Annotated in this window: 18 protein-coding genes; 9 read left to right on the forward strand and 9 right to left on the reverse strand. The window is 61.2% G+C overall.

The window, feature by feature from the left end; all coding sequences use genetic code 11:
- Nucleotides 1-28: 28 nt before the first annotated feature.
- From O9X62_RS13565 to O9X62_RS13575, 3 genes are all read right to left on the reverse strand, one after another.
- Nucleotides 29-1,087 carry an ABC transporter ATP-binding protein gene (locus O9X62_RS13565; protein ID WP_308446480.1) on the reverse strand — a complete coding sequence of 353 codons (1,059 nt, stop codon included), beginning with the start codon at nt 1,085-1,087 and terminating at the stop codon, nt 29-31.
- Nucleotides 1,084-2,742: an iron ABC transporter permease gene (locus O9X62_RS13570; protein ID WP_269533442.1), complete on the reverse strand. Its 1,659-nt coding sequence runs from the start codon at nt 2,740-2,742 to the stop codon at nt 1,084-1,086. The genes O9X62_RS13565 and O9X62_RS13570 overlap by 4 nt, the downstream gene beginning before the upstream one ends.
- Before the next feature lie 171 nt (nt 2,743-2,913).
- Nucleotides 2,914-3,906: a Fe(3+) ABC transporter substrate-binding protein gene (locus O9X62_RS13575; protein ID WP_269533443.1), complete on the reverse strand. Its 993-nt coding sequence runs from the start codon at nt 3,904-3,906 to the stop codon at nt 2,914-2,916.
- A gap of 174 nt (nt 3,907-4,080) precedes the next feature.
- Here O9X62_RS13575 and O9X62_RS13580 point away from each other — a divergent pair, with 174 nt between their 5' ends.
- The 6 genes from O9X62_RS13580 (at nt 4,081) to O9X62_RS13605 (ending at nt 10,324) form a co-directional block, all read left to right on the forward strand.
- Complete coding sequence (locus tag O9X62_RS13580) at nt 4,081-5,052, forward strand: recombination-associated protein RdgC (RefSeq protein WP_269533444.1); 972 nt, start codon at nt 4,081-4,083, stop codon at nt 5,050-5,052.
- A 215-nt stretch (nt 5,053-5,267) separates the two neighbouring features.
- Nucleotides 5,268-6,971: a gamma-glutamyltransferase gene (ggt, locus tag O9X62_RS13585; RefSeq protein WP_269533445.1), complete on the forward strand. Its 1,704-nt coding sequence runs from the start codon at nt 5,268-5,270 to the stop codon at nt 6,969-6,971.
- A 76-nt stretch (nt 6,972-7,047) separates the two neighbouring features.
- Nucleotides 7,048-7,914: a DMT family transporter gene (locus tag O9X62_RS13590; RefSeq protein WP_269533446.1), complete on the forward strand. Its 867-nt coding sequence runs from the start codon at nt 7,048-7,050 to the stop codon at nt 7,912-7,914.
- Between the two features lie 273 nt (nt 7,915-8,187).
- Nucleotides 8,188-9,396 (forward strand): tetratricopeptide repeat protein, encoded by a 1,209-nt coding sequence (locus tag O9X62_RS13595; protein ID WP_269533447.1) that lies wholly within the window; start codon nt 8,188-8,190, stop codon nt 9,394-9,396.
- Between the two features lie 68 nt (nt 9,397-9,464).
- Nucleotides 9,465-9,977: a DUF523 domain-containing protein gene (locus tag O9X62_RS13600; protein WP_269533448.1), complete on the forward strand. Its 513-nt coding sequence runs from the start codon at nt 9,465-9,467 to the stop codon at nt 9,975-9,977.
- Between the two features lie 5 nt (nt 9,978-9,982).
- On the forward strand, nt 9,983-10,324 hold the full coding sequence (locus O9X62_RS13605; protein ID WP_269533449.1) for a DUF1294 domain-containing protein: 342 nt from the start codon (nt 9,983-9,985) through the stop codon (nt 10,322-10,324).
- Nucleotides 10,325-10,344: 20 nt separating this feature from the next.
- Here O9X62_RS13605 and O9X62_RS13610 read toward each other — a convergent pair whose 3' ends face one another.
- The gene (locus O9X62_RS13610) at nt 10,345-12,258 is read right to left on the reverse strand and encodes a diguanylate cyclase domain-containing protein (RefSeq protein ID WP_269533450.1); all 1,914 of its coding nucleotides are present in this window, start codon (nt 12,256-12,258) and stop codon (nt 10,345-10,347) included.
- A gap of 212 nt (nt 12,259-12,470) precedes the next feature.
- Between O9X62_RS13610 and O9X62_RS13615 the strand changes: the two genes are divergently transcribed.
- Nucleotides 12,471-13,046 (forward strand): DUF1579 domain-containing protein, encoded by a 576-nt coding sequence (locus tag O9X62_RS13615; RefSeq protein ID WP_269533451.1) that lies wholly within the window; start codon nt 12,471-12,473, stop codon nt 13,044-13,046.
- Between the two features lie 60 nt (nt 13,047-13,106).
- Here the strand turns inward: O9X62_RS13615 and tyrS are convergent, their stop codons facing one another.
- Nucleotides 13,107-14,381: a tyrosine--tRNA ligase gene (tyrS, locus tag O9X62_RS13620; protein WP_269533452.1), complete on the reverse strand. Its 1,275-nt coding sequence runs from the start codon at nt 14,379-14,381 to the stop codon at nt 13,107-13,109.
- Nucleotides 14,382-14,548: 167 nt separating this feature from the next.
- On the opposite strand from tyrS, the gene O9X62_RS13625 reads away from it, so the two are divergent.
- Together O9X62_RS13625 and O9X62_RS13630 are read left to right on the forward strand one after the other, a co-directional pair.
- Nucleotides 14,549-15,649: an anhydro-N-acetylmuramic acid kinase gene (locus tag O9X62_RS13625; RefSeq protein ID WP_269533453.1), complete on the forward strand. Its 1,101-nt coding sequence runs from the start codon at nt 14,549-14,551 to the stop codon at nt 15,647-15,649.
- Nucleotides 15,650-15,771: 122 nt separating this feature from the next.
- Nucleotides 15,772-16,317, forward strand: a complete 546-nt coding sequence (locus O9X62_RS13630; RefSeq protein WP_269533454.1) for a hypothetical protein — start codon at nt 15,772-15,774, stop codon at nt 16,315-16,317.
- A 117-nt stretch (nt 16,318-16,434) separates the two neighbouring features.
- Here the strand turns inward: O9X62_RS13630 and O9X62_RS13635 are convergent, their stop codons facing one another.
- The 4 genes from O9X62_RS13635 to O9X62_RS13650 all read right to left on the reverse strand — a co-directional run bounded on the left by O9X62_RS13635 (nt 16,435) and on the right by O9X62_RS13650 (nt 17,711).
- The gene (locus tag O9X62_RS13635) at nt 16,435-16,851 is read right to left on the reverse strand and encodes a type II toxin-antitoxin system VapC family toxin (RefSeq protein ID WP_269533455.1); all 417 of its coding nucleotides are present in this window, start codon (nt 16,849-16,851) and stop codon (nt 16,435-16,437) included.
- Complete coding sequence (locus O9X62_RS13640) at nt 16,838-17,074, reverse strand: DNA-binding protein (protein ID WP_269533456.1); 237 nt, start codon at nt 17,072-17,074, stop codon at nt 16,838-16,840. Before O9X62_RS13640 ends, O9X62_RS13635 begins: the two co-directional genes overlap by 14 nt.
- Before the next feature lie 101 nt (nt 17,075-17,175).
- Nucleotides 17,176-17,394, reverse strand: coding sequence for a DUF2061 domain-containing protein (locus O9X62_RS13645; RefSeq protein ID WP_269533457.1), 219 nt, complete (start codon nt 17,392-17,394; stop codon nt 17,176-17,178).
- Between the two features lie 122 nt (nt 17,395-17,516).
- Nucleotides 17,517-17,711, reverse strand: a complete 195-nt coding sequence (locus tag O9X62_RS13650; RefSeq protein ID WP_269533458.1) for a DUF2892 domain-containing protein — start codon at nt 17,709-17,711, stop codon at nt 17,517-17,519.
- Nucleotides 17,712-17,744 lie beyond the last annotated feature (33 nt).

A 17,744-nucleotide genomic window follows, 5' to 3' on the forward strand; every position in this document is an offset into this window, starting at 1 on the left:
GTTTTTACTTGTGACGGTATGCTGCGTATCAGGGAAAAGCGATCACGTGATCGATTTCGACGCGGATACCAATACCCTCACCGATGGCATGGTCGTGGTGACTGGGTACCAGGCTCAGCAAGGTATTGCCCGATGGCAGTGCCAGCGTGTAGAGAAACTGGGCGCCACGGAAGGCTTTCTTGACCACGGTGGCATGCAGTGGCGACGCATCATCATGGATGATGTCGTCCGGCCTGAGCAGGACATTGATGGCATCGCCCACGCCACAGCCGGCGGTAGTCAGGCAGGCGCGCTTGCCGAGTTCGAACTCGATTTCACCGGGCGCCACCACCGTGCCGGGCAGGAAGGCACCTTCGCCAATGAAATCGGCCACAAAACGATCCGTCGGCTGGTGATACAGCGCATAGGCAGTATCCCATTGGCGGAGCTGGCCATCCTTGAGTACGCCGATACGGTCCGCCAGTGCGAAGGCTTCGTGCTGATCGTGGGTAACCAGCAGTGCGGTCATTCCCTGAGCCTTCAGGATGTCGCGCACTTCCTGCGATAAGCGCTCACGCAGTTCCACATCAAGGTTCGAGAACGGCTCGTCCAGCAGCAACAGCCGGGGCGACGGGGCCAGGGCCCGAGCCAAGGCGACGCGCTGCTGCTGCCCACCCGAGAGGGCATGGACATAGTCATCGGCATGGCCGGCCAATCCCACAATCTCCAGCAGTTCGGCAACCCGGGCGGCGCGGCGCGGCTTATCCCAGCCATGCAGGCCGAACGCCACATTGCCCGCCACGCTCAGATGGGGAAACAGCGCGTAGTCCTGGAACACCATGCCGATACCGCGTTGCTGCGGTGGCCACTGGTGTGCGGGCGTGGCAATCGTATCGCCATTGAGGTGGATTGCCCCCTCGCGGATCGGTTCAAAACCTGCAATGGCGCGCAAAGCCGTAGTCTTGCCACAGCCAGACGGGCCCAGCAGGCAGCCAATCTCACCCTCGGCCAGCGCCAGTGACAAGCCTTTGAGCACGGCGTGGTCGCGCCCCTGGCGTCCGCCATAGCTCACGCCCACCGAATCGAGTCTGAGCAGGAAGTCGCTCACGATGTCCTTTCTGTTTCACGCGCCAGCAACACCACCGGCACCAATCCGGCCAGCACAATGGCAACGGCAGGCAGGGCTGCCATGTCCCACTGGCCTTCGCTGGTCATCTCGAACACCCGCACGGCCAGCGTGTCCCAGCCGAACGGGCGGGTCATCAGGGTAATGGGCATTTCCTTCATCACATCCACAAACACCATGAGCGCGGCCGTAAACAGCCCGCCGCGCAGCAGGGGCAAATGAATCCGTGCGAGCACGGCACGGCGCCCCAAACCCATTGATGCCGCGGCTTCCTCCTGACTACGCGTAATGCGTTGCATGGCCGCCTGCACGGGCTCGAATGCCACCGCCATGAAGCGCGCCATATAGGCCAGCACCATGGCAAACAGGGTACCTTGCAGGAGGGCGGTGTTGCTGCCAGTCCAGCCAACCGACTTGAGCAGACCCAGCAGCTGTTGGTCGAACCAGACCGTGGGAATGAATACCCCCACCGCCAGCACGGTGCCCGGTATGGCATAACCCAGCGTCGCCAGTCGCGCCACGACCCTGCCCGGCCAGCCCGCCCAGCGCCGCACGGAATAAGCCAGTGCCAAGGCCCCCAGCACCACGACCAGCGAGGAACCTGCCGAGAGCAACAAGGAGCGCCCGACAAATCCGAAGTAACGCGCATCCAGTTGCTCGGCCGCGACCGAACTCGCCCACCACAGCAACTGCCCCAGCGGCACCGCAAATGCAACAGCCAGTACGGCCAGACAGGCCAACACAGCCAGTATGGCGCGCACACCCGTCAGTGGCTGCGGTTTGGCCCGATCACTACGGGTGGTCGCATAGCGCTTGTCACCGCGGATATGCTGCTCCACCAGGGCCAGCACCAGCACCGCTAGCAACAGCAGGGACGCCAGCTGTGATGCGGCGGTCAGGTTGAACAGCCCGAACCAGGCTTTGTAGATGGCGGTAGTAAAGGTGTCGTAGTTGAACATGGCCACGGTGCCGAAATCGGCCAGGCATTCCATCAGAGCCAGACCCAGTCCGCCCGCGATCCAGGGGCGGGCCATCGGCAGCGCTACGCGCCAGAAGCCCTGGCGCCGGCTCAAGCCCAGCGACGCAGCTGCCTCCAGCGCTTTGCGGCCCTGGGTCAGAAAGGCATTGCGGGCCAGCAGATACACGTAGGGATACAGGGCCAGCGTCAGGGTCAGGATCACGCCACCGCGCGAGCGGATGGGTGGCACCCAGTTTGAGCTGCCCAACACCTCGCGCAACCAACCCTGCAGCGGACCAGTGAAGTCATAAAGGCCGATCTGCACAAAGGCCAGCACATAGGCCGGCATGGCCAGCGGCAGCGCCAACAGCCAGGCAAAATAGCGCCGACCGGGGAAGTCATACACCGCCGTCAGCCAAGCCAGCGAAACCCCCAGGGCCAGCGTGCCCGCGGCGACGCCCGCCACCAACCAAGCGGTATTCAGCAGTATCTGTGGCAGCACAAACTCCGCCAGATGCGCCCATACCTCGCCTTGCGGATGCAGCAAGCTGGCCAGCACCACCGCCAAGGGCACCAGCGTAATGGCCCCAATCACACAGGCGAGCAGGCGCTCGTCGAGCCAACGTCGCAACTGGAACAGGCGGGGAGCTAGGGGCTGGGTAGAGATGGCGATGGTCATGGAATGCAAAAGGCCGGCAACCGCAATGATGCGGCCACCGGCCCTGATTCTAACTGAGATGGATCAAGAATCGTTCTTGTACGCGTCTGCGTTATCAAGCCGGGCAAACATCGCTACCCGCTGCAATGCCAGGGCCAACTCGTGCGCCCAGGTACCTACACTCGATCCGGCTCAACGATAACCCGCGCGATCCATCAGTTTCACTGCCGCCGCTTGCAATTCGCCCGCCTTGGCCACGTTCACGTAGTCGTGCTTGAAGCTGCCCCAGGCGGCCACCGTAGCGTCCGGCTTGACCTTGGGATTAACCGGGTATTCCAGATTCTTGTCCGCGTAGAGGTTCTGCGCCTTCTCGCTCGACAACCACTCCAGCAGCTTGATGGCGCCCTTCTCATTCTTGGCATGGCGGGTCACCCCGGCGCCCGAGATGTTCACATGCACACCATTGGTTTTCTGGTTGGGCCAGAACACGGCCAGCGGCAGCGTTGGCTCTTTCTCGATCAGGCGGCCGAAGTAATAGGTATTGGCCAGCCCCACTTCACACTGCCCTGCCGCAATGGCCTTCAGCAGCATGGTGTCATCGGCGAAGGGGTCCGTTGCCAGATTGGCCACCCAGCCACGCACGATTTGCTCAGTCTTGGGTTCGCCCATACGGGCAATCATGGTGGCGACCAGCGACTGGTTGTAGACCTTCTTGCTGGTGCGTAGGCACAGCTTGCCCTTCCACTTCGGATCGGCCAGATCTTCGTAGGTAGACAGCTGGGCCGGCTTGAGCTTGGCCGTGTTGTAGAACATGGTACGCGCCCGGATCGACAGCCCGTACCAGTTGCCTTCTGGGTCACGCAGATGCGCCGGCACATTGGCTTCCAGCGCAGGCGACTTCACCGCCTTGAGCAGACCCAGATTCTCGGCCTGCCACAGGTTGCCCGCATCCACTGTCAACAACACATCGGCCGGCGTGTTGGCGCCTTCGGCCTTCAGGCGTTCCATCAGCGGACCTTCCTTGTCGGTCACGAACTTGACCTGCACGCCGGTTTCCTTGGTGTAGGCATCAAACAGCGGCTTGATCAGCTGTTCGATCCGGGCGGAATACACGGTCACTTCCTCAGCCATGGCAGGCATGGCAGCGGCAAAGGCAGCAGCAATCAGCAAAGGGCGGAACTTCATCGACGGGACTCCGGAATGATGAGGAACAGAACAATCCCGATTCTCACATAAATGAGAACGGTTATCAAAATTAACCCGTTTGTCGTTCAGGCAAAATTTGCGGATAGCGCCCGCAAGGCAGCAGCCTGATGGACTACAATCGCCGCCCTCTACCGCCTCACCGAGTGCCCGACCATGTGGTTCAAGAATCTGCTCGCTTTCCGCATTACCGATACCGCCGCCCTCCCCTTGGACAAGCTCGACGCCGAACTCGCCAAGCGTGCCTTCGTACCGGCCGGCAAGAGTGATCGCCTCGCCGCTGGCTGGATTCCCCCCGCCAGCCATGCGCCCGATCTGCTGGTTTACCCGAGCCAGGGCGCCTACCTGATCGCGCTCAAAACCGAAGAAAAGCTGCTGCCATCGAGCGTGGTCAAGGAAGCCGCTGAAGAGCGCATTGCCGAAATCGAAGACAAGGAACTGCGCAAGATCGGCAAGAAGGAAGCCAAGGAAATCCGCGAACGCATCGCCGAAGAACTGCTACCCCGCGCTTTCAGCCGCTCGCGCGTGGTGCGCGCGCTGATTGACCCGGTAGAGCGCTGGATCTGGGTCGATAGCGCCACGCCCGCCAAAGCAGAGCTGCTAGTGCAGTTCCTGCGCGAAACGCTGGGCACCCTGCCCACCAAGCTGCCGCAAACCCAGCTCGACCCGGTCACGGCCATGAGCACCTGGCTTGAACACAGCCCCCCCGCCAACTTCACGCTCGATGCCGACTGCGTGCTCAAGGCACCGGGTGAAGGCGGCGCACAAGTCACTTGCCGCCGCCATGATCTGAATGCCGAAGAAGTGAAGCTGCATCTGGAAAACGGCAAGCTCGTCACCCAACTGGCACTGAGCTGGGACGACCGCATCTCTTTGATGCTGACCGACAAGCTGCAGCTCAAGCGCATCAACTTCCTTGATCTGCTGCAAGATCAGCTAAAGGAAGCCGACACAGAAGACGCCGGCGCCATGTTCGACGCCAGCCTCACGCTGATGGTGGCCGAGGGCCGCGGTCTGCTGGCGGCGGTGATTGAATCGTTGGGGGGAGAGTTGGGTGAAGTCAGCGCGCCTGCACCGGCACCATTGGCAGCAACCCTGGCTGGCAACGCGACGGATGTGCCTTGGTAAGAGTCTCCACGTAGTCAGAGTACTGCAGGGTGCAATAGGCGGGGCTTAATGCACCCTAGTTGGCTGACGCAGCTTGGCAAGCTGGTAGCAAATACATTACTCGAAGCCCGGCACATACCCTGTGTGCCGGGCTTCCTCGCTTCTACATCCTGTATATAACCCGCAGACGCACGGCCACTGGCTACACTCCAGCTGATCCCAACCGGAGAACCGCCATGCTGCGCCCTACCCTGATCGCACTGAGCCTGCTCGCCACCGGCGCGACCCAAGCCGCCGACCGCATCACCGACCTGCCCTTTGCTACCCGCTCTGAAGTCATCGCCCCGCATGCGGTCGCTGCCACCAGCCAGCCGCTGGCCACCCAGATTGCGCTGGATGTGATGAAACAGGGCGGCAATGCGATTGATGCCGCGATTGCGGCCAACGCGGCGCTGGGGCTGATGGAACCGGTGGGTTGCGGGATTGGCGGCGACCTTTATGCGATTGTGTGGGACGCCAAGACCCAGAAGCTCTACGGCCTGAACGGCAGCGGCCGCTCGCCGCAGAGCCTGAGTCTCAAGCAGCTCAAGGTGGAGTTGGCCAAGCAGAAGCTGACGGCGATTCCGCCGTTCGGCCCGCTGCCGGTCAGCGTACCCGGCACGGTGGATGGCTGGTTCTCGCTGCATCAGCGCTTTGGCAAGCTGCCGATGGACCAGATACTCGCCCCCACCATCCGCTATGCGCGCGAGGGCTTTCCGGTCAGCGATGTGATCAGCTATTACTGGCGCCGCAATGTGCAGACGCTGATCAAGTATCCCGGCATCCGCGAGCAGTTCACACGCGATGGCGTAGGTCCGGCAAAGGGGCAGATGTGGACCAACCCGAATCTGGCCAACACCTACGAGGCCCTCGCCAAAGGCGGCCGCGATGCCTTCTACAAAGGTGAGATTGCCCGCAAGATCGCGGCTTACATGAAGCGCAATGGCGGTTACCTGAGCGAGGCCGATCTGGCCGCGCACAAGAGCGAATGGGTGGAGCCGGTCTCGGTGAACTACCGTGGCTACGATGTGTGGGAGCTGCCGCCCAATACGCAGGGTATTGCCGCCCTGCAGGCACTCAATATCCTGGAGGGCTACGACTTCAAGCCCGGCGACTTTGGCAGCACGACGCATATCCACCGCTTTGTCGAAGCCACCAAACTGGCCTTTGCCGACCGCGCGCGTTACTACGCCGATCAGGACTTCTTCAAGACGCCGCTCAAGCAGCTGCTCAGCGACGAGTATGCCGCCGACCGTCGCAAGCTGATCGACGACGCGCGCGCCATGCAAACCGTGAACGCCGGCGATGTGATCCTCAAGCAAAGCGACACCATCTACCTGACCACGGCCGATGCCGAGGGCAATATGGTCTCGCTGATCCAGAGCAATTTCCGCGGTATGGGCAGCGGCATGGCGCCCGAGGACCTCGGCTTCATCCTGCAAGATCGCGGCCAGCTGTTTGCGCTCGATGAAGGCCATGCCAACGTGTACGCGCCCGGCAAACGCCCGTTCCAGACCATCATTCCCGCCTTCATCAGCAAAGACGGCCAGCCTTGGGTCAGCTTTGGCCTGATGGGGGGAGATATGCAGCCACAGGGCCACACGCAGATCGTGATGAACCTGATCGACTTCGGCATGAACCTGCAGGAGGCAGGCGATGCGCCACGCATTTACTGGGACAGCCCGCAGCAACCCACGGGCGGTACCGTGAGCGATGGCGGCACGGTGAGTCTGGAAACCGGCTTCCCCTATCGCAGCATCCAGCAGTTGCTGCAAAAGCGGCACAAGATCAGCTACGACCTGGGTGGTTACGGTGGTTACCAGGCCATCATGCGTTTGCCTAACGGCGCATGGGCCGCCGCCAGCGAATCGCGCAAGGACGGGCAAGCGGCCGGGTATTGATCCGTCGCCAGCTTGTTGGCGGGCAAGGCAGCGTAGAATGCGCAGCCTTGCCCGTTTTACTTCTGGTGGCCCGCTCGTGAACTACGCTGTCGCTGTCCTGCTGTTCGTCACCCTGGTCTGGGGGACGACTTTCCCGCTGCTTAAATCGGCCTCTGCCACGCTCAGTGGCGTGGAGATGTCGGCTGCGCGCTTTGTGGTGGCCGCCATGGTCATGCTGCCCTTCGTGCTCAAGGCGCGCCGCGAAACCTGGCGTGATGGTGCGCTGCTGGGCGCGCTGGCGCTGACTTCCTATGTGGCACAAGCCTTTGGTCTGGAACATATTTCGTCAAACCGCAGCGCTTTTCTCACCAGCCTGAATGTGCTGATGGTGCCCTTCCTGGGCCTCTTGTTCGGCGGGCGGATTTCGGCGGTGATGCTGGGGGCAGCGGCCTTGGCCTGTGCAGGTATCGGGCTGATGTCCTGGGAAGGTGGCGGCAACTGGCTGGGCGATGGTGCCACCGTGATCTGCGCGCTGGCTTATGCGCTGTACACGATCGTGCTCTCGCAACGTGCGGGCAAGCACGAGGCGCGGCAGCTCGCAGCCACGCAGATCATCTTCATGGCGGTATTCGGTGTGCTGTGGGTGCTCGGCAAGGCCGCGTTTGATGGCGGCACCGCGCTGGGTACGCTGCCCGAACGGTTGATGCCGCAGTGGTGGATCATTGTGTACCTGGGCCTGATCGCCACCGCCGGCATGCTGATGTTGCAAGCCTGGGCACAACGCAGCGTATCGGCCGATAAAGCCGCCGTGATCTACGCCATGGAACCCGTGTTTGCGGCGCTGTTCGGCTGGGTGCTGCTCAGCGAATCGCTCACCATCCGCGCCGGGCTGGGTGGGGCGCTGGTAGTGGTGGCGGTGATTCTCAGCGAACTCAAGCCAGCCGTCGGGAAGTCCCCGGCCTGATTGCGGCGGGCGGCAACACGGGCTATCAATCAGGCAGGTACTTGCGTACTGCCTGACATGCCCTTCCCCGCCGGTCTTGCTGCAGATGTCCGACACTCGTCGATGTGCTCGGGAACGCCGCCAGGCAATCAGGCTCAAAGCAGCTGTAGGGTCTGCAATGGCATGGATACAGGTCGTGCAAGCCTTATCGGGATGATCGCTGACAGTCTACCCAAGCTGGCAGCTGGCTATCTATTCCGCCCCTAGCGAGCCGCCAACCGGGGAGCACCCACCATGCAGGCGCCGGTCTTTTCCCTCATCCATCTGAATCGCCTACCGCTGCGGGCCCTGATGAGTCTGGCCCTGCTTTTGCTGTTAAGCGCCTGTGCCTCCCACCGACCACCCGACATTCCCAGGGAAATCCTGTTTCAGGATGCCCACTTCACCCCGGCAGCCGTGCCCTCGGCAGCGTCCTTGTTCGAGCCAAGTGCGGCCATGCAGCGGTTTGTCGATACCGAGCTGCGTGTGGGCGCGCAAAAAAAGGGGCCGGCACGCGCACTCATGGATGCGCTCTATCGCCAGGGCAACCTGCGTATCAACTACGACGCCGCGCAGACACGCGGTGCAGCCGAGACCTTCGCAGAAGGTGCCGGCAATTGTCTCTCGCTCGCCGTCATGACCGCGGCGCTGGCCAAGCAGGTGGGACTACCGGTGATATACCATGAGGTCCATATCGCAAGAGGCACCTGGAGCCGCACCCAGAACACCTTGTTCAGGATTGGCCACGTCAACGTCACCATCGGATACACCGATCTCGTGCGGACATCGCGCTTCGCACTGGATCCGGCGCTCACCGTGGATTTCACCCCTCAGGACTTGCGCGGCGAGCGGAATCGGGACGACATCCCGGAATCGCGGATACTCGCCATGTTCTACAACAACCGGGCCGCCGAGCTGATGGTGGCAGGCCGGACCAACGAGGCGTACTGGCATGCCCGCGAGGCCATCCGTCAGGACCCCGGCTTTGAAGCGAGCTACAACACCCTGGGCGTGATCTATAACCGCCACGGATTGATGGATGCGGCAGAGCGCCTTTACGCCAGCTTGCTACAGCGACACGCAGATGACCCTACGGTGCTGTCCAACCTGCTGCTGGTGCTGAACAAGCAAGGCAAGACGGCAGAGGCAGCAAGCATCGAGGCTCGTCTGGCACGGCTGGACAAAGACACCCCGTTCAAATCACTGATGCAAGGCCAGACCGCCTTGGCCAACCAGCAGTACACCGAGGCCATCAGCCACTTTCAGCGTGAGTTGCAGCGCGACCCGGATTACCATGAAACCCATCTCGGGCTGGCCCTGGCGTACTACCATCTGGGCCGTTTGAGCCTGGCCCGCAGCCATATGAGCAAAGCCCAGGCAAATGCCGAAACCGGCGCAGACCGGATACGCTATGCAGCCAAGCTCGCCCGACTGGTACAGGTCCAGCCCGTGCCGGGCGGCTGACCCAGCCATCGCCAGTACGTGATCCCCTTGCCAGACCGGGCCTCCACGGTGCATCGAACAGAAGCGGTATGACTCCAGCCAGCCCCATCCTCATCAGCGCCTGCCTGATCGGCCAACCCGTCCGCTATGACGGGCGTGCGGCAGCTTGCGATACAAGCCTGCTGGCGCAATGGGCGACAGCCGGTCGCCTGATACCGATCTGTCCTGAGCTGGCGGGTGGCTTGCCCGTCCCTAGACCCGCCGCCGAAATTACCGGCGGTGCGGGCGGGCATGCCGTATTGGCGGGCAAGGCACATGTCATCACACGGCTGGGCGATGATGTGAGCCCCGCTTTCGTGCGCGGAGCCCAGGCGGCATTGGCTCTGGCACAGCAGCGTGGGGTGCAGGTGGCCATCCTCAAGGAAAACAGCCCCTCGTGCGGGGTGGCCCATAGCTATGACGGACACTTTAGCGGTACCCGTGTTGACGAACCCGGCGTCACGACGGCGCAATTGCGCGCGGCGGGCATTGCCGTATTCAGCGATCAGCAGCTCGCGGACGCTGCCGCTTGGATTGCCCAACTGGACGCCCAAAACGAATGAGCGGCGTGCGGCTTATCCTCAGCTTCGCCGCAGTGATGGCTGGCTTCATGCTGTGGCAAAGCGGTACGCTACCCAATTGGCTCGCCATGCTCGCCGCCGTGAGCAGCGCAGCCAGCCTGCTGCTTTATGGCATCGACAAAGCCGCCGCCCAAGCCGGTGGCGCACGCGTGCCGGAACGGTGGTTACAGGGAATAAGTCTGGCCGGTGGCTGGCCCGGTGCTTTGCTGGCCCAGGCATTGTTTCGCCACAAAACGCGTAAACAGCCGTTTCTCTGGGTGTTCGGTCTCTGTGTGGTAATGAACATCGGCCTAATCAGCAGCCTCCTCTACCTCACCACGCCGCCCTGATCGCACCGCCAGACAGCCGATCAGACCAGGGAATCCGTCTGATCGGGCTCAAGCAACTGGCCCTTGGCAATAGCGTAGCCCTCAAGCAAGGAGCAGCCTTGCACCAGCGCGGCCTCCTTGAGACTGACCGACTCCACCAGCGTAGCCACCACCGCCATCTCCCGCCGCTGCGCCGCAGCCAGGGCGGTCTGCCATAACCGCGCATGACGCTCGGCGTCATGGCCCAGCAAGGGGCGGGTGTCGAGCTTCAGCCAGCACCACTGAGCATCGGCAATATCCGCCAAAGCCAGCGCAGCCGGATCAGCTTTGTCCAGGGCCAGGCCCACGCCGATGGCCTGCAGGCTGCGCAGATTGATCTGAGCCTGGCCTTCGGCATGGAGTGCGGCGCTGGTGATTTCCAGTACCAGCCGTTCAGCAGCAACCGCATGCTTGAGCAAAGCTCGATGGATCACGGCCAGCAGATCCTTATCGTGCAACTGGCTCAGGGATAAATTGATCGCGATGCGCGGCGCCGCATCCCCCGCTTCCCGGTACCATTGCCCGGCCAGAGCGCAGGCATGGTGGATCAACCAGTGCCCCAGCTCCACGATGCGACCATTGATCTCGGCGATCTCGATAAACTCACGGGCGGGCAAATGGCTACCATCCGCCTGACGCCAGCGCAGAAAGGCCTCGAAGGCATGCGGGTGCGCCGCGCCGGGCGCCATGATGGGCAGCAATTCCAGCGCCATTTCCTGACGCGCCAATGCCCCGGCCATGCGCTCATCCAGATCGGTTTCCTTGGCACAGAACAGGTTGGCGGCCTCACTGAAGAAGCGGAACTGACCCTTGCCACTGCCTTTGGCCGCGTACATGGCCGTGTCCGCCTGTTTGAGCAGCGTGGCGCCATCGGCACTGTCGGTCGGATAAATGGCGATCCCCACACTGGCGCCCACCTGATGCAGACGGCCTTCGTGTTCGACCGGGGTACACGCTGCCTTGATGAGCTTGCGCGCGACTGCCGCTACATCGCGCTCATCCACCACCTCTTCGGCCACAATCACGAACTCATCGCCACCCATGCGCGCCACCACATCGCTCTCGCGCATGATCTGGGTAAACCGGCTCGCCACCGCCTTGAGCACGGCATCGCCTGCCGCGTGGCCTTCCGTGTCATTGATGGTCTTGAAGTTATCAAGATCAATGAAAATCAGCGCCACCTTGCCTTCGTGCCGCCGGGCACGCGATTGCATATTGGCCAGCGCCTGTTGCAGGCTGGCGCGCGTCGGCAAACCGGTGAGTTCATCGCGGCCGCTCAGCTGGCGCAGTCGCTGCTCGTTGGTATGGAATACCTCGATCTGGTTGGCCAACTCGCCCCGCGCCTGTGCCAGCAGGGCCGCCTGCTCCTGCAAACGCGCCTCGGCCTGCTCTGCACGGCGCTGCATGCGGTGGCCGATGACCAACACGGCGGCCAGTGCACCCAGCAGCGACCAGACCCAGACCGGGACGCGATCCAGTACGCCCTGCTCCATGGAGCGGACCACTTGCTCGCGCACCTGCGGCCTGGCCGTAAACAGCGTGGCATTACCTTCCAGCAACCAGATCTGGTTGCCGTGCCGCTCCTGATACCAATACTGATCGAACGGCGCATTTTTCTGCTCACCCCGGTGCAGCACAAAGCCGAAGGAGCGCGCGCCGGGCTGCAGGGGGATATCAAAGTACACCCCGAAACTATCCGAGCCAGAAGGCGGATAGGGCTCAGACCAGGTCGACTGGCGCGGCAGATTCAGCGCATCACCCCACAGGTGCAGACCCCAGCCGTTGTAATCGGGATCATCCCGGTGGAAGTGCAGGCGTACGGTATCGGGCGGCACAGTAGACGCCTGTGTCGGCAGGGCCAACACGGCCGTCAGCGTGATCAGCAAGATCAACACGGCACGATTGAACATCGCCATTGGCATGCCTCTCCGGAACCATAGGGCTGACGCGGTTGCGCCGACGAGCGTCATCTTGGTGTAAGACGACGGCTTTGGGCAAGCAAGCGTGCCATTGGCACCCTCGCCAGATCGATTCACGCCCTGCGCGGTCTGTCCGTCGCATTGCTGAGATGCGCGCAAACGGGTGAGCTAGTCTGAAACCTCATCGATATCCCCAAGAGGACCCTCCCATGCTGCGCATCGCCGCCTGCCTGATCAGTCTCTCCCTGATCGGCACTACTGCACTGGCCAATGGCCGACCCGACCCCGCCAAGACCCTGCCGGCACAGCGCGAAGCACAAAGCCGCCTCGCCGTCATGGACGGCGAGTGGCGTGGCACCGCCTGGACGTTGCTGCCCAATGGCGAGAAGCACACGCTGACGCAGACCGAACGTGTCGGTACCCTGCTGGACGGAACGATCCGGCTGGTGGAGGGGCGTGGCTACACGGCAGAGGGCACGACAGCGTTCAATGCGTTTGCCGTGATCAGCTACAACCCCGCCACGCAAACCTACAGCATGCGCTCCCACGCCCAAGGGCAGACTGGGGACTTCACCATCAAGCCCTCGGATACCGGCTTCAGCTGGGAAATCCCGGCCGGGCCGATGACGATACGCTACACCGCCACAATCAAGGGCAAACAGTGGCGCGAAGTCGGCGAGCGCATCATGCCGGGCCGTGATCCGGTACAGTTTTTCGAGATGAATCTGGAGCGCATTGGCGATAGCAGCTGGCCCGCCGGCGCGCCGGTATCACCCAAGCCCTGAGGCAGTGCCAAGCAACAAAAAAAGGTGAGCCACAGCTCACCTTTTTTTGTTGCTGCCGGATCAAGCCCAGCTGATCAAGCCATACAGCTTCTTGCCACGCTTGAGCAGCGTGTAGCGGCCAAACAGGCGCTCGGCATCGCTGAAAGCATGGTCCAGCGCGTCCACCTTCTTGCCATTGATGCTGACCGCACCGCTCTGGATGAACGTGCGCGCCTCGCTCTTGGACTTGGCCAGATTGGCAGCCACCAGCGCGTCAATCAAACCACTGACATCGCGCGCCAGCACCACGCCGGGTACGCCGTCGAGTGCCAGTTGTTCAAAATCATCTTCGGTCAGGCTGTCGAGGCTGTCGCTGAACAGGCTTTGCGAAATACGCTTGGCGGCTTCGACGGCGGCTTCGCCGTGCACCAGCGCCGTCACTTGCTCGGCGAGCACACGTTGCGCATCGGGCCGGCCTTCGCGGACTTTGTCCTCAGCTTCAATGCGATCAATCTCGGCCACACTCAAAAAGCTGAAATAGCGCAGGAATTTGTACACATCGGCATCGGCCGTGTTGAGCCAGAACTGGTAGAAGGCGTACGGCGATGTCTTCTTGGCATCCAGCCAGATCGTGCCGGATTCGGTCTTGCCGAACTTGGTGCCGTCGGCCTTGGTCACCAGCGGCATGGTCAGGCCGAACACCTGTTGCTGGTTCAGCCGGCGCGTCAGGTCCGTACCGGCGGTGATATTGCCCCACTGGTCGGAACCGCCAATCTGCAAGCGGCAGGCGTGGCGTTTGTTCAGTTCGGTGAAGTCGTAGCCTTGCAGCAGGCTGTAGGAAAACTCGGTGTACGAAATGCCCTGATCGTCGCGGTTGATGCGCTGCTGCACCGATTCCTTCTTGATCATGGCATTCACCGAGAAGTGCTTGCCGATGTCGCGCAGGAATTCGAGCGCGCCCATGCCGCCGAACCAGTCGTAGTTATTGGCCATGACCGCGCCATTGGTGCCCTCAAAGCTCAGGAAGGGCTCGACCTGTTTGCGGATCTTGCCCACCCAGCTTTCAATCACATCGGGCGTATTGAGCTTGCGCTCATTGGCCTTGAAGCTCGGGTCGCCAATCATGCCGGTGGCACCACCTACCAAGGCAATGGGCTTGTGGCCCGCTTGCTGGAAGCGCTTGAGCACCAGAATCGGCACCAGGCTGCCGATATGCAGGCTGTCGGCCGTGGGGTCGAAGCCGCAATACAGCGTTACTTGCTCCTTCGACAGCATCTCGTCGAGCGCGGCGGCGTCGGTCGTCTGGGCGATCAGGCCTCGGGCTTGCAGGTCCTGGAGCAAGGGGTTCTGGTACATGGGGAGACTCACTGGCGGTGCGTGAACAATCGAAGCGCCCGATTCTATCGCAATCTGCCTGTCCGCTGCCCGTCACCGCCATGGCATGACGGTTGGCGAAAAGGCATTGTCCATCGCCCTGCCAGCTGCGCTAGAGTCGCTTATCCCGCAAACCGATCGTCACTGCCATGCCCGCCTCCCATCTCTATATCGGCCTGATGTCCGGCACCAGCCTGGATGGCGTAGACGCCGCCCTCGTCGATTTTGCCGGCCCGCAACCGGACTTGCTGGCAACTTGCCTGCTGCCCTTCCCTGCCGATTTGCGCGCCGAACTCCTGGCCCTGCAAGCCCCGACCGATAACGAACTCGACCGCACCGCCCGCGCTGCCAATGCGCTGGCAACCATCTATGCCGAAGCCGTCCGCACGGTACTGGCACAAGCCGGTGTATCGCCCGACCAAGTCGCCGCCGTGGGCATGCACGGCCAGACCATTCGCCATCGTCCCGAGCGCGGCTACACGCTGCAAATCGGCAACGCAGCGCGGCTGGCCGAGCTGTGCGGTATTGCGGTCGTGGCCGATTTCCGTAGCAGAGATATCGCCGCCGGCGGCCAAGGCGCACCGCTGGTGCCCGCATTTCATCAGGGCATCTTCGGCAGCGCGCAACACCGCGTCATCATCAATATCGGCGGCATCGGCAACATCACCGATCTGCCACCCGGTGGTCCCGTACGCGGCTGGGATACCGGCCCCGGCAATGTGTTGATGGATGGCTGGATACACCGGCACCAAGGCCTGCATTACGACGCCGATGGTCGCTGGGCCGCCAGTGGCAAGGTCATCCCAGCCCTGCTGGACACCCTGCTGGCCGAACCGTGGCTGGCCGTGCCGCCACCCAAGAGCACGGGCCGCGATCTGTTCCATGCCGATTGGTTGGAGCGATGCCTGGCCCGTAGCGGCGAAGTAGCCGCCGCCGATATACAGGCCACGCTGCTGGCGTTTACCGCACGCACCATCGCCGACCAAATCCGTCAGCATGCCCCTGCCGCCGAAGCGGCCTATGTGTGCGGCGGCGGTGCGCGCAATGGGGCTTTGATGCGGGCACTGGCGGCCGAGCTGGCACCACGTAGCGTCGCTACGACGGCGGTGTTGGGGGTGGAGGCGGACTGGGTGGAAGCGTTGGCGTTTGCCTGGCTGGCGCGTCAGTGTCTGCTGAGGCAATCGGGTAACTTACCGGGGGTGACCGGTGCGGCCGGACCTAGGGTATTGGGAGCGATTTATTCGGCTTGAGCTTAGGGTGAATCTTTATCGATCGGTGGACGAAGATGCAAGGTTCAAGGCCTGCCCCCAAATTTATCCTTTAGGCCCCACTGCGTCACAAACTGAGAAAATAAACAGCGGGAGCGTAAACAATGAAGCACCGAGCCTCGAGTGTGGCTGTGATTGTTATTTTCAATGTACTGTTAATTGCGCTATCGGCTTGGAGCTTGAGAGCTTTTATTATTGTGAAGTATACGGACATCCCAGGGCTTGGAGATTGTCAACTTGTCGAGGGCATATTAAAAGTAGTAAAAACCAACTCAGCGCACGGGCACGGGAGAAGGTATTTTATTCTCAGTAAAGATTCGACAAGGGAAATTAATTTCGAGGTTTCCGGGTTGACTGAATACTTCAATGTAGTTGATGTGGAGGCCACGGGTTCTCAAGCAAGAGTTTGGGTTCATTCTTACTGGGGCGTTACTCAGTATAAGATTGGACCATTCAAGGGCGGGAGTGGAGAAGACATAAGTTTAAATTCCAATTATGCAAACCACTTTACAAGAATGAGTAAAATGCAAGCAGAGGGCCCTCCATCTCGGATGCCATGGAGGGGAAAAATTCTATTAATGACCATACTAATTACCGTATCTGGAGTTATTTCCGCCTACAGGATTAAAAAGATTTTATCTAAAAACTAGTTTTCCTATCGTGAGTAAAATTGGGGTCAAGTCTTGAATTTTGCACTGACAAAACAAATATTTACATGTGTCAGATATAAATCTGACTCAGCCTTTTCCCAACAAAGAAGCTGACAGTCAACGGAAGGGATTGAGCAATCTCGCGCCTGTTCCCTTGAAGTCATCAACATTACGGGTGACTAACGTCAGATCGTGGATCAGTGCAGTAGCGGCAATCAACTTGTCCAGCGCATTTTCGTGGTGCGGGACGCAAAGCCGTCCCCATACTTGAGCGACTTCATGATCGACCGGCAAGATGTTGTCGCGGTATTCGTCCGCCACGACAGTTAGCCAGGCATCCAGGCGATTGGCCTGTTCATCATCGCCACGGTGGCGGACAAGCTCCACACCCCGACGCAACTCGCCAAGCGTGATTGCAGAGAGATACACGCTCTCACCGTCTTCAACGGCCTTGCGAAAGAATGCTTGTATACCTGCGTTGGCCGAGGCGCCCTTGCGTGCCTCGCTGATGATATTGGTGTCAATCAAATACACGCGCGGTCTCACCAGCGTCTTCTACGCGTACAAAGTCTTCGTCCAAGCCGGCGTTCGGCATACTCGCCAATACTTCGGCAAAACTACGCCGCTTTGGCCGCTGAAGCAGCTCCGTCAAGATTGCCCGATGTTCTGCCTCGGCGCTGCGCCCGTGGACGGTAGCGCGTTCCTTGAGCGCCCTAACCAAGGCGTCGTCCACGCCCCGAACCAGTAGTGTCGCCATGTTCAGATCCTCCATACGACTTTATGCTATCAATGATAGCATCACTCGCTTGTGAACCGAACAGCAGGCGCATTGCAAGACCGAGGAACATCTCGGGGCACTTATCCGGCATGCCCGTAATGATGATGCGCGGGGCGCTCCGTTGCCGCCCGCTTACCCCAGCGCATCCAAGCCTTCTCGTGAAAGTAGTAGGCCACCGTGTTGACCGCCGGCTCCACCATGGCCATCGCACTGCTGATGGCCACACTGCCGGTCAGCGCGTAACCCACGCTGAAGGCGACGCCGAAATGCACAACTGCGAAGGTGATGGTCTTGGCCATGATGCTGAGCTCCGTTGAATGCTTGGATGGATGCTAAGCATTCTCAATCAATAGTTGAAATTGATTGTTTTCATGGCAGCAATAGCCAAATATCTCGGGGCAGCATCAGCTGGATAGGCTGCTCAGTCCTTCTTCATGCCGCAGGTATTGATACCCAGCAAGGGATACGCCGGGCAGAAACGGAAAGAGCCTGTCAGCAAGGGCACCACGCCCAGATAGCCCCAAGGGCCGACCGCGCCGCTGGCAGCCAGGCCAATCAATACCAAGCCGGCCCCGACACGCAGTGCGCGATCCACATTACCGACATTCACTTTCATGATGGTGCTCCTTGGGTTAACAGCGGGTAGCAA

The sequence above is a fragment of the Chitinimonas sp. BJYL2 genome (assembly GCF_027257935.1).
Taxonomy (GTDB): domain Bacteria; phylum Pseudomonadota; class Gammaproteobacteria; order Burkholderiales; family Chitinimonadaceae; genus Chitinimonas.

Bases quoted from the DNA above. Each gene is read 5' to 3' on its own strand.
- O9X62_RS13595 (WP_269533447.1), top strand. From the start codon at position 8,188: ATGCAGGCGCCGGTCTTTTCCCTCATCCATCTGAATCGCCTACCGCTG.
- ggt (WP_269533445.1), top strand. From the start codon at position 5,268: ATGCTGCGCCCTACCCTGATCGCACTGAGCCTGCTCGCCACCGGCGCG.
- tyrS (WP_269533452.1), bottom strand. From the start codon at position 14,381: ATGTACCAGAACCCCTTGCTCCAGGACCTGCAAGCCCGAGGCCTGATC.
- O9X62_RS13580 (WP_269533444.1), top strand. From the start codon at position 4,081: ATGTGGTTCAAGAATCTGCTCGCTTTCCGCATTACCGATACCGCCGCC.
- O9X62_RS13575 (WP_269533443.1), bottom strand. From the start codon at position 3,906: ATGAAGTTCCGCCCTTTGCTGATTGCTGCTGCCTTTGCCGCTGCCATG.
- O9X62_RS13610 (WP_269533450.1), bottom strand. From the start codon at position 12,258: ATGGCGATGTTCAATCGTGCCGTGTTGATCTTGCTGATCACGCTGACG.
- O9X62_RS13630 (WP_269533454.1), top strand. From the start codon at position 15,772: ATGAAGCACCGAGCCTCGAGTGTGGCTGTGATTGTTATTTTCAATGTA.
- O9X62_RS13650 (WP_269533458.1), bottom strand. From the start codon at position 17,711: ATGAAAGTGAATGTCGGTAATGTGGATCGCGCACTGCGTGTCGGGGCC.
- O9X62_RS13640 (WP_269533456.1), bottom strand. From the start codon at position 17,074: ATGGCGACACTACTGGTTCGGGGCGTGGACGACGCCTTGGTTAGGGCG.
- O9X62_RS13600 (WP_269533448.1), top strand. From the start codon at position 9,465: ATGACTCCAGCCAGCCCCATCCTCATCAGCGCCTGCCTGATCGGCCAA.
- O9X62_RS13570 (WP_269533442.1), bottom strand. From the start codon at position 2,742: ATGACCATCGCCATCTCTACCCAGCCCCTAGCTCCCCGCCTGTTCCAG.
- O9X62_RS13615 (WP_269533451.1), top strand. From the start codon at position 12,471: ATGCTGCGCATCGCCGCCTGCCTGATCAGTCTCTCCCTGATCGGCACT.
- O9X62_RS13645 (WP_269533457.1), bottom strand. From the start codon at position 17,394: ATGGCCAAGACCATCACCTTCGCAGTTGTGCATTTCGGCGTCGCCTTC.
- O9X62_RS13625 (WP_269533453.1), top strand. From the start codon at position 14,549: ATGCCCGCCTCCCATCTCTATATCGGCCTGATGTCCGGCACCAGCCTG.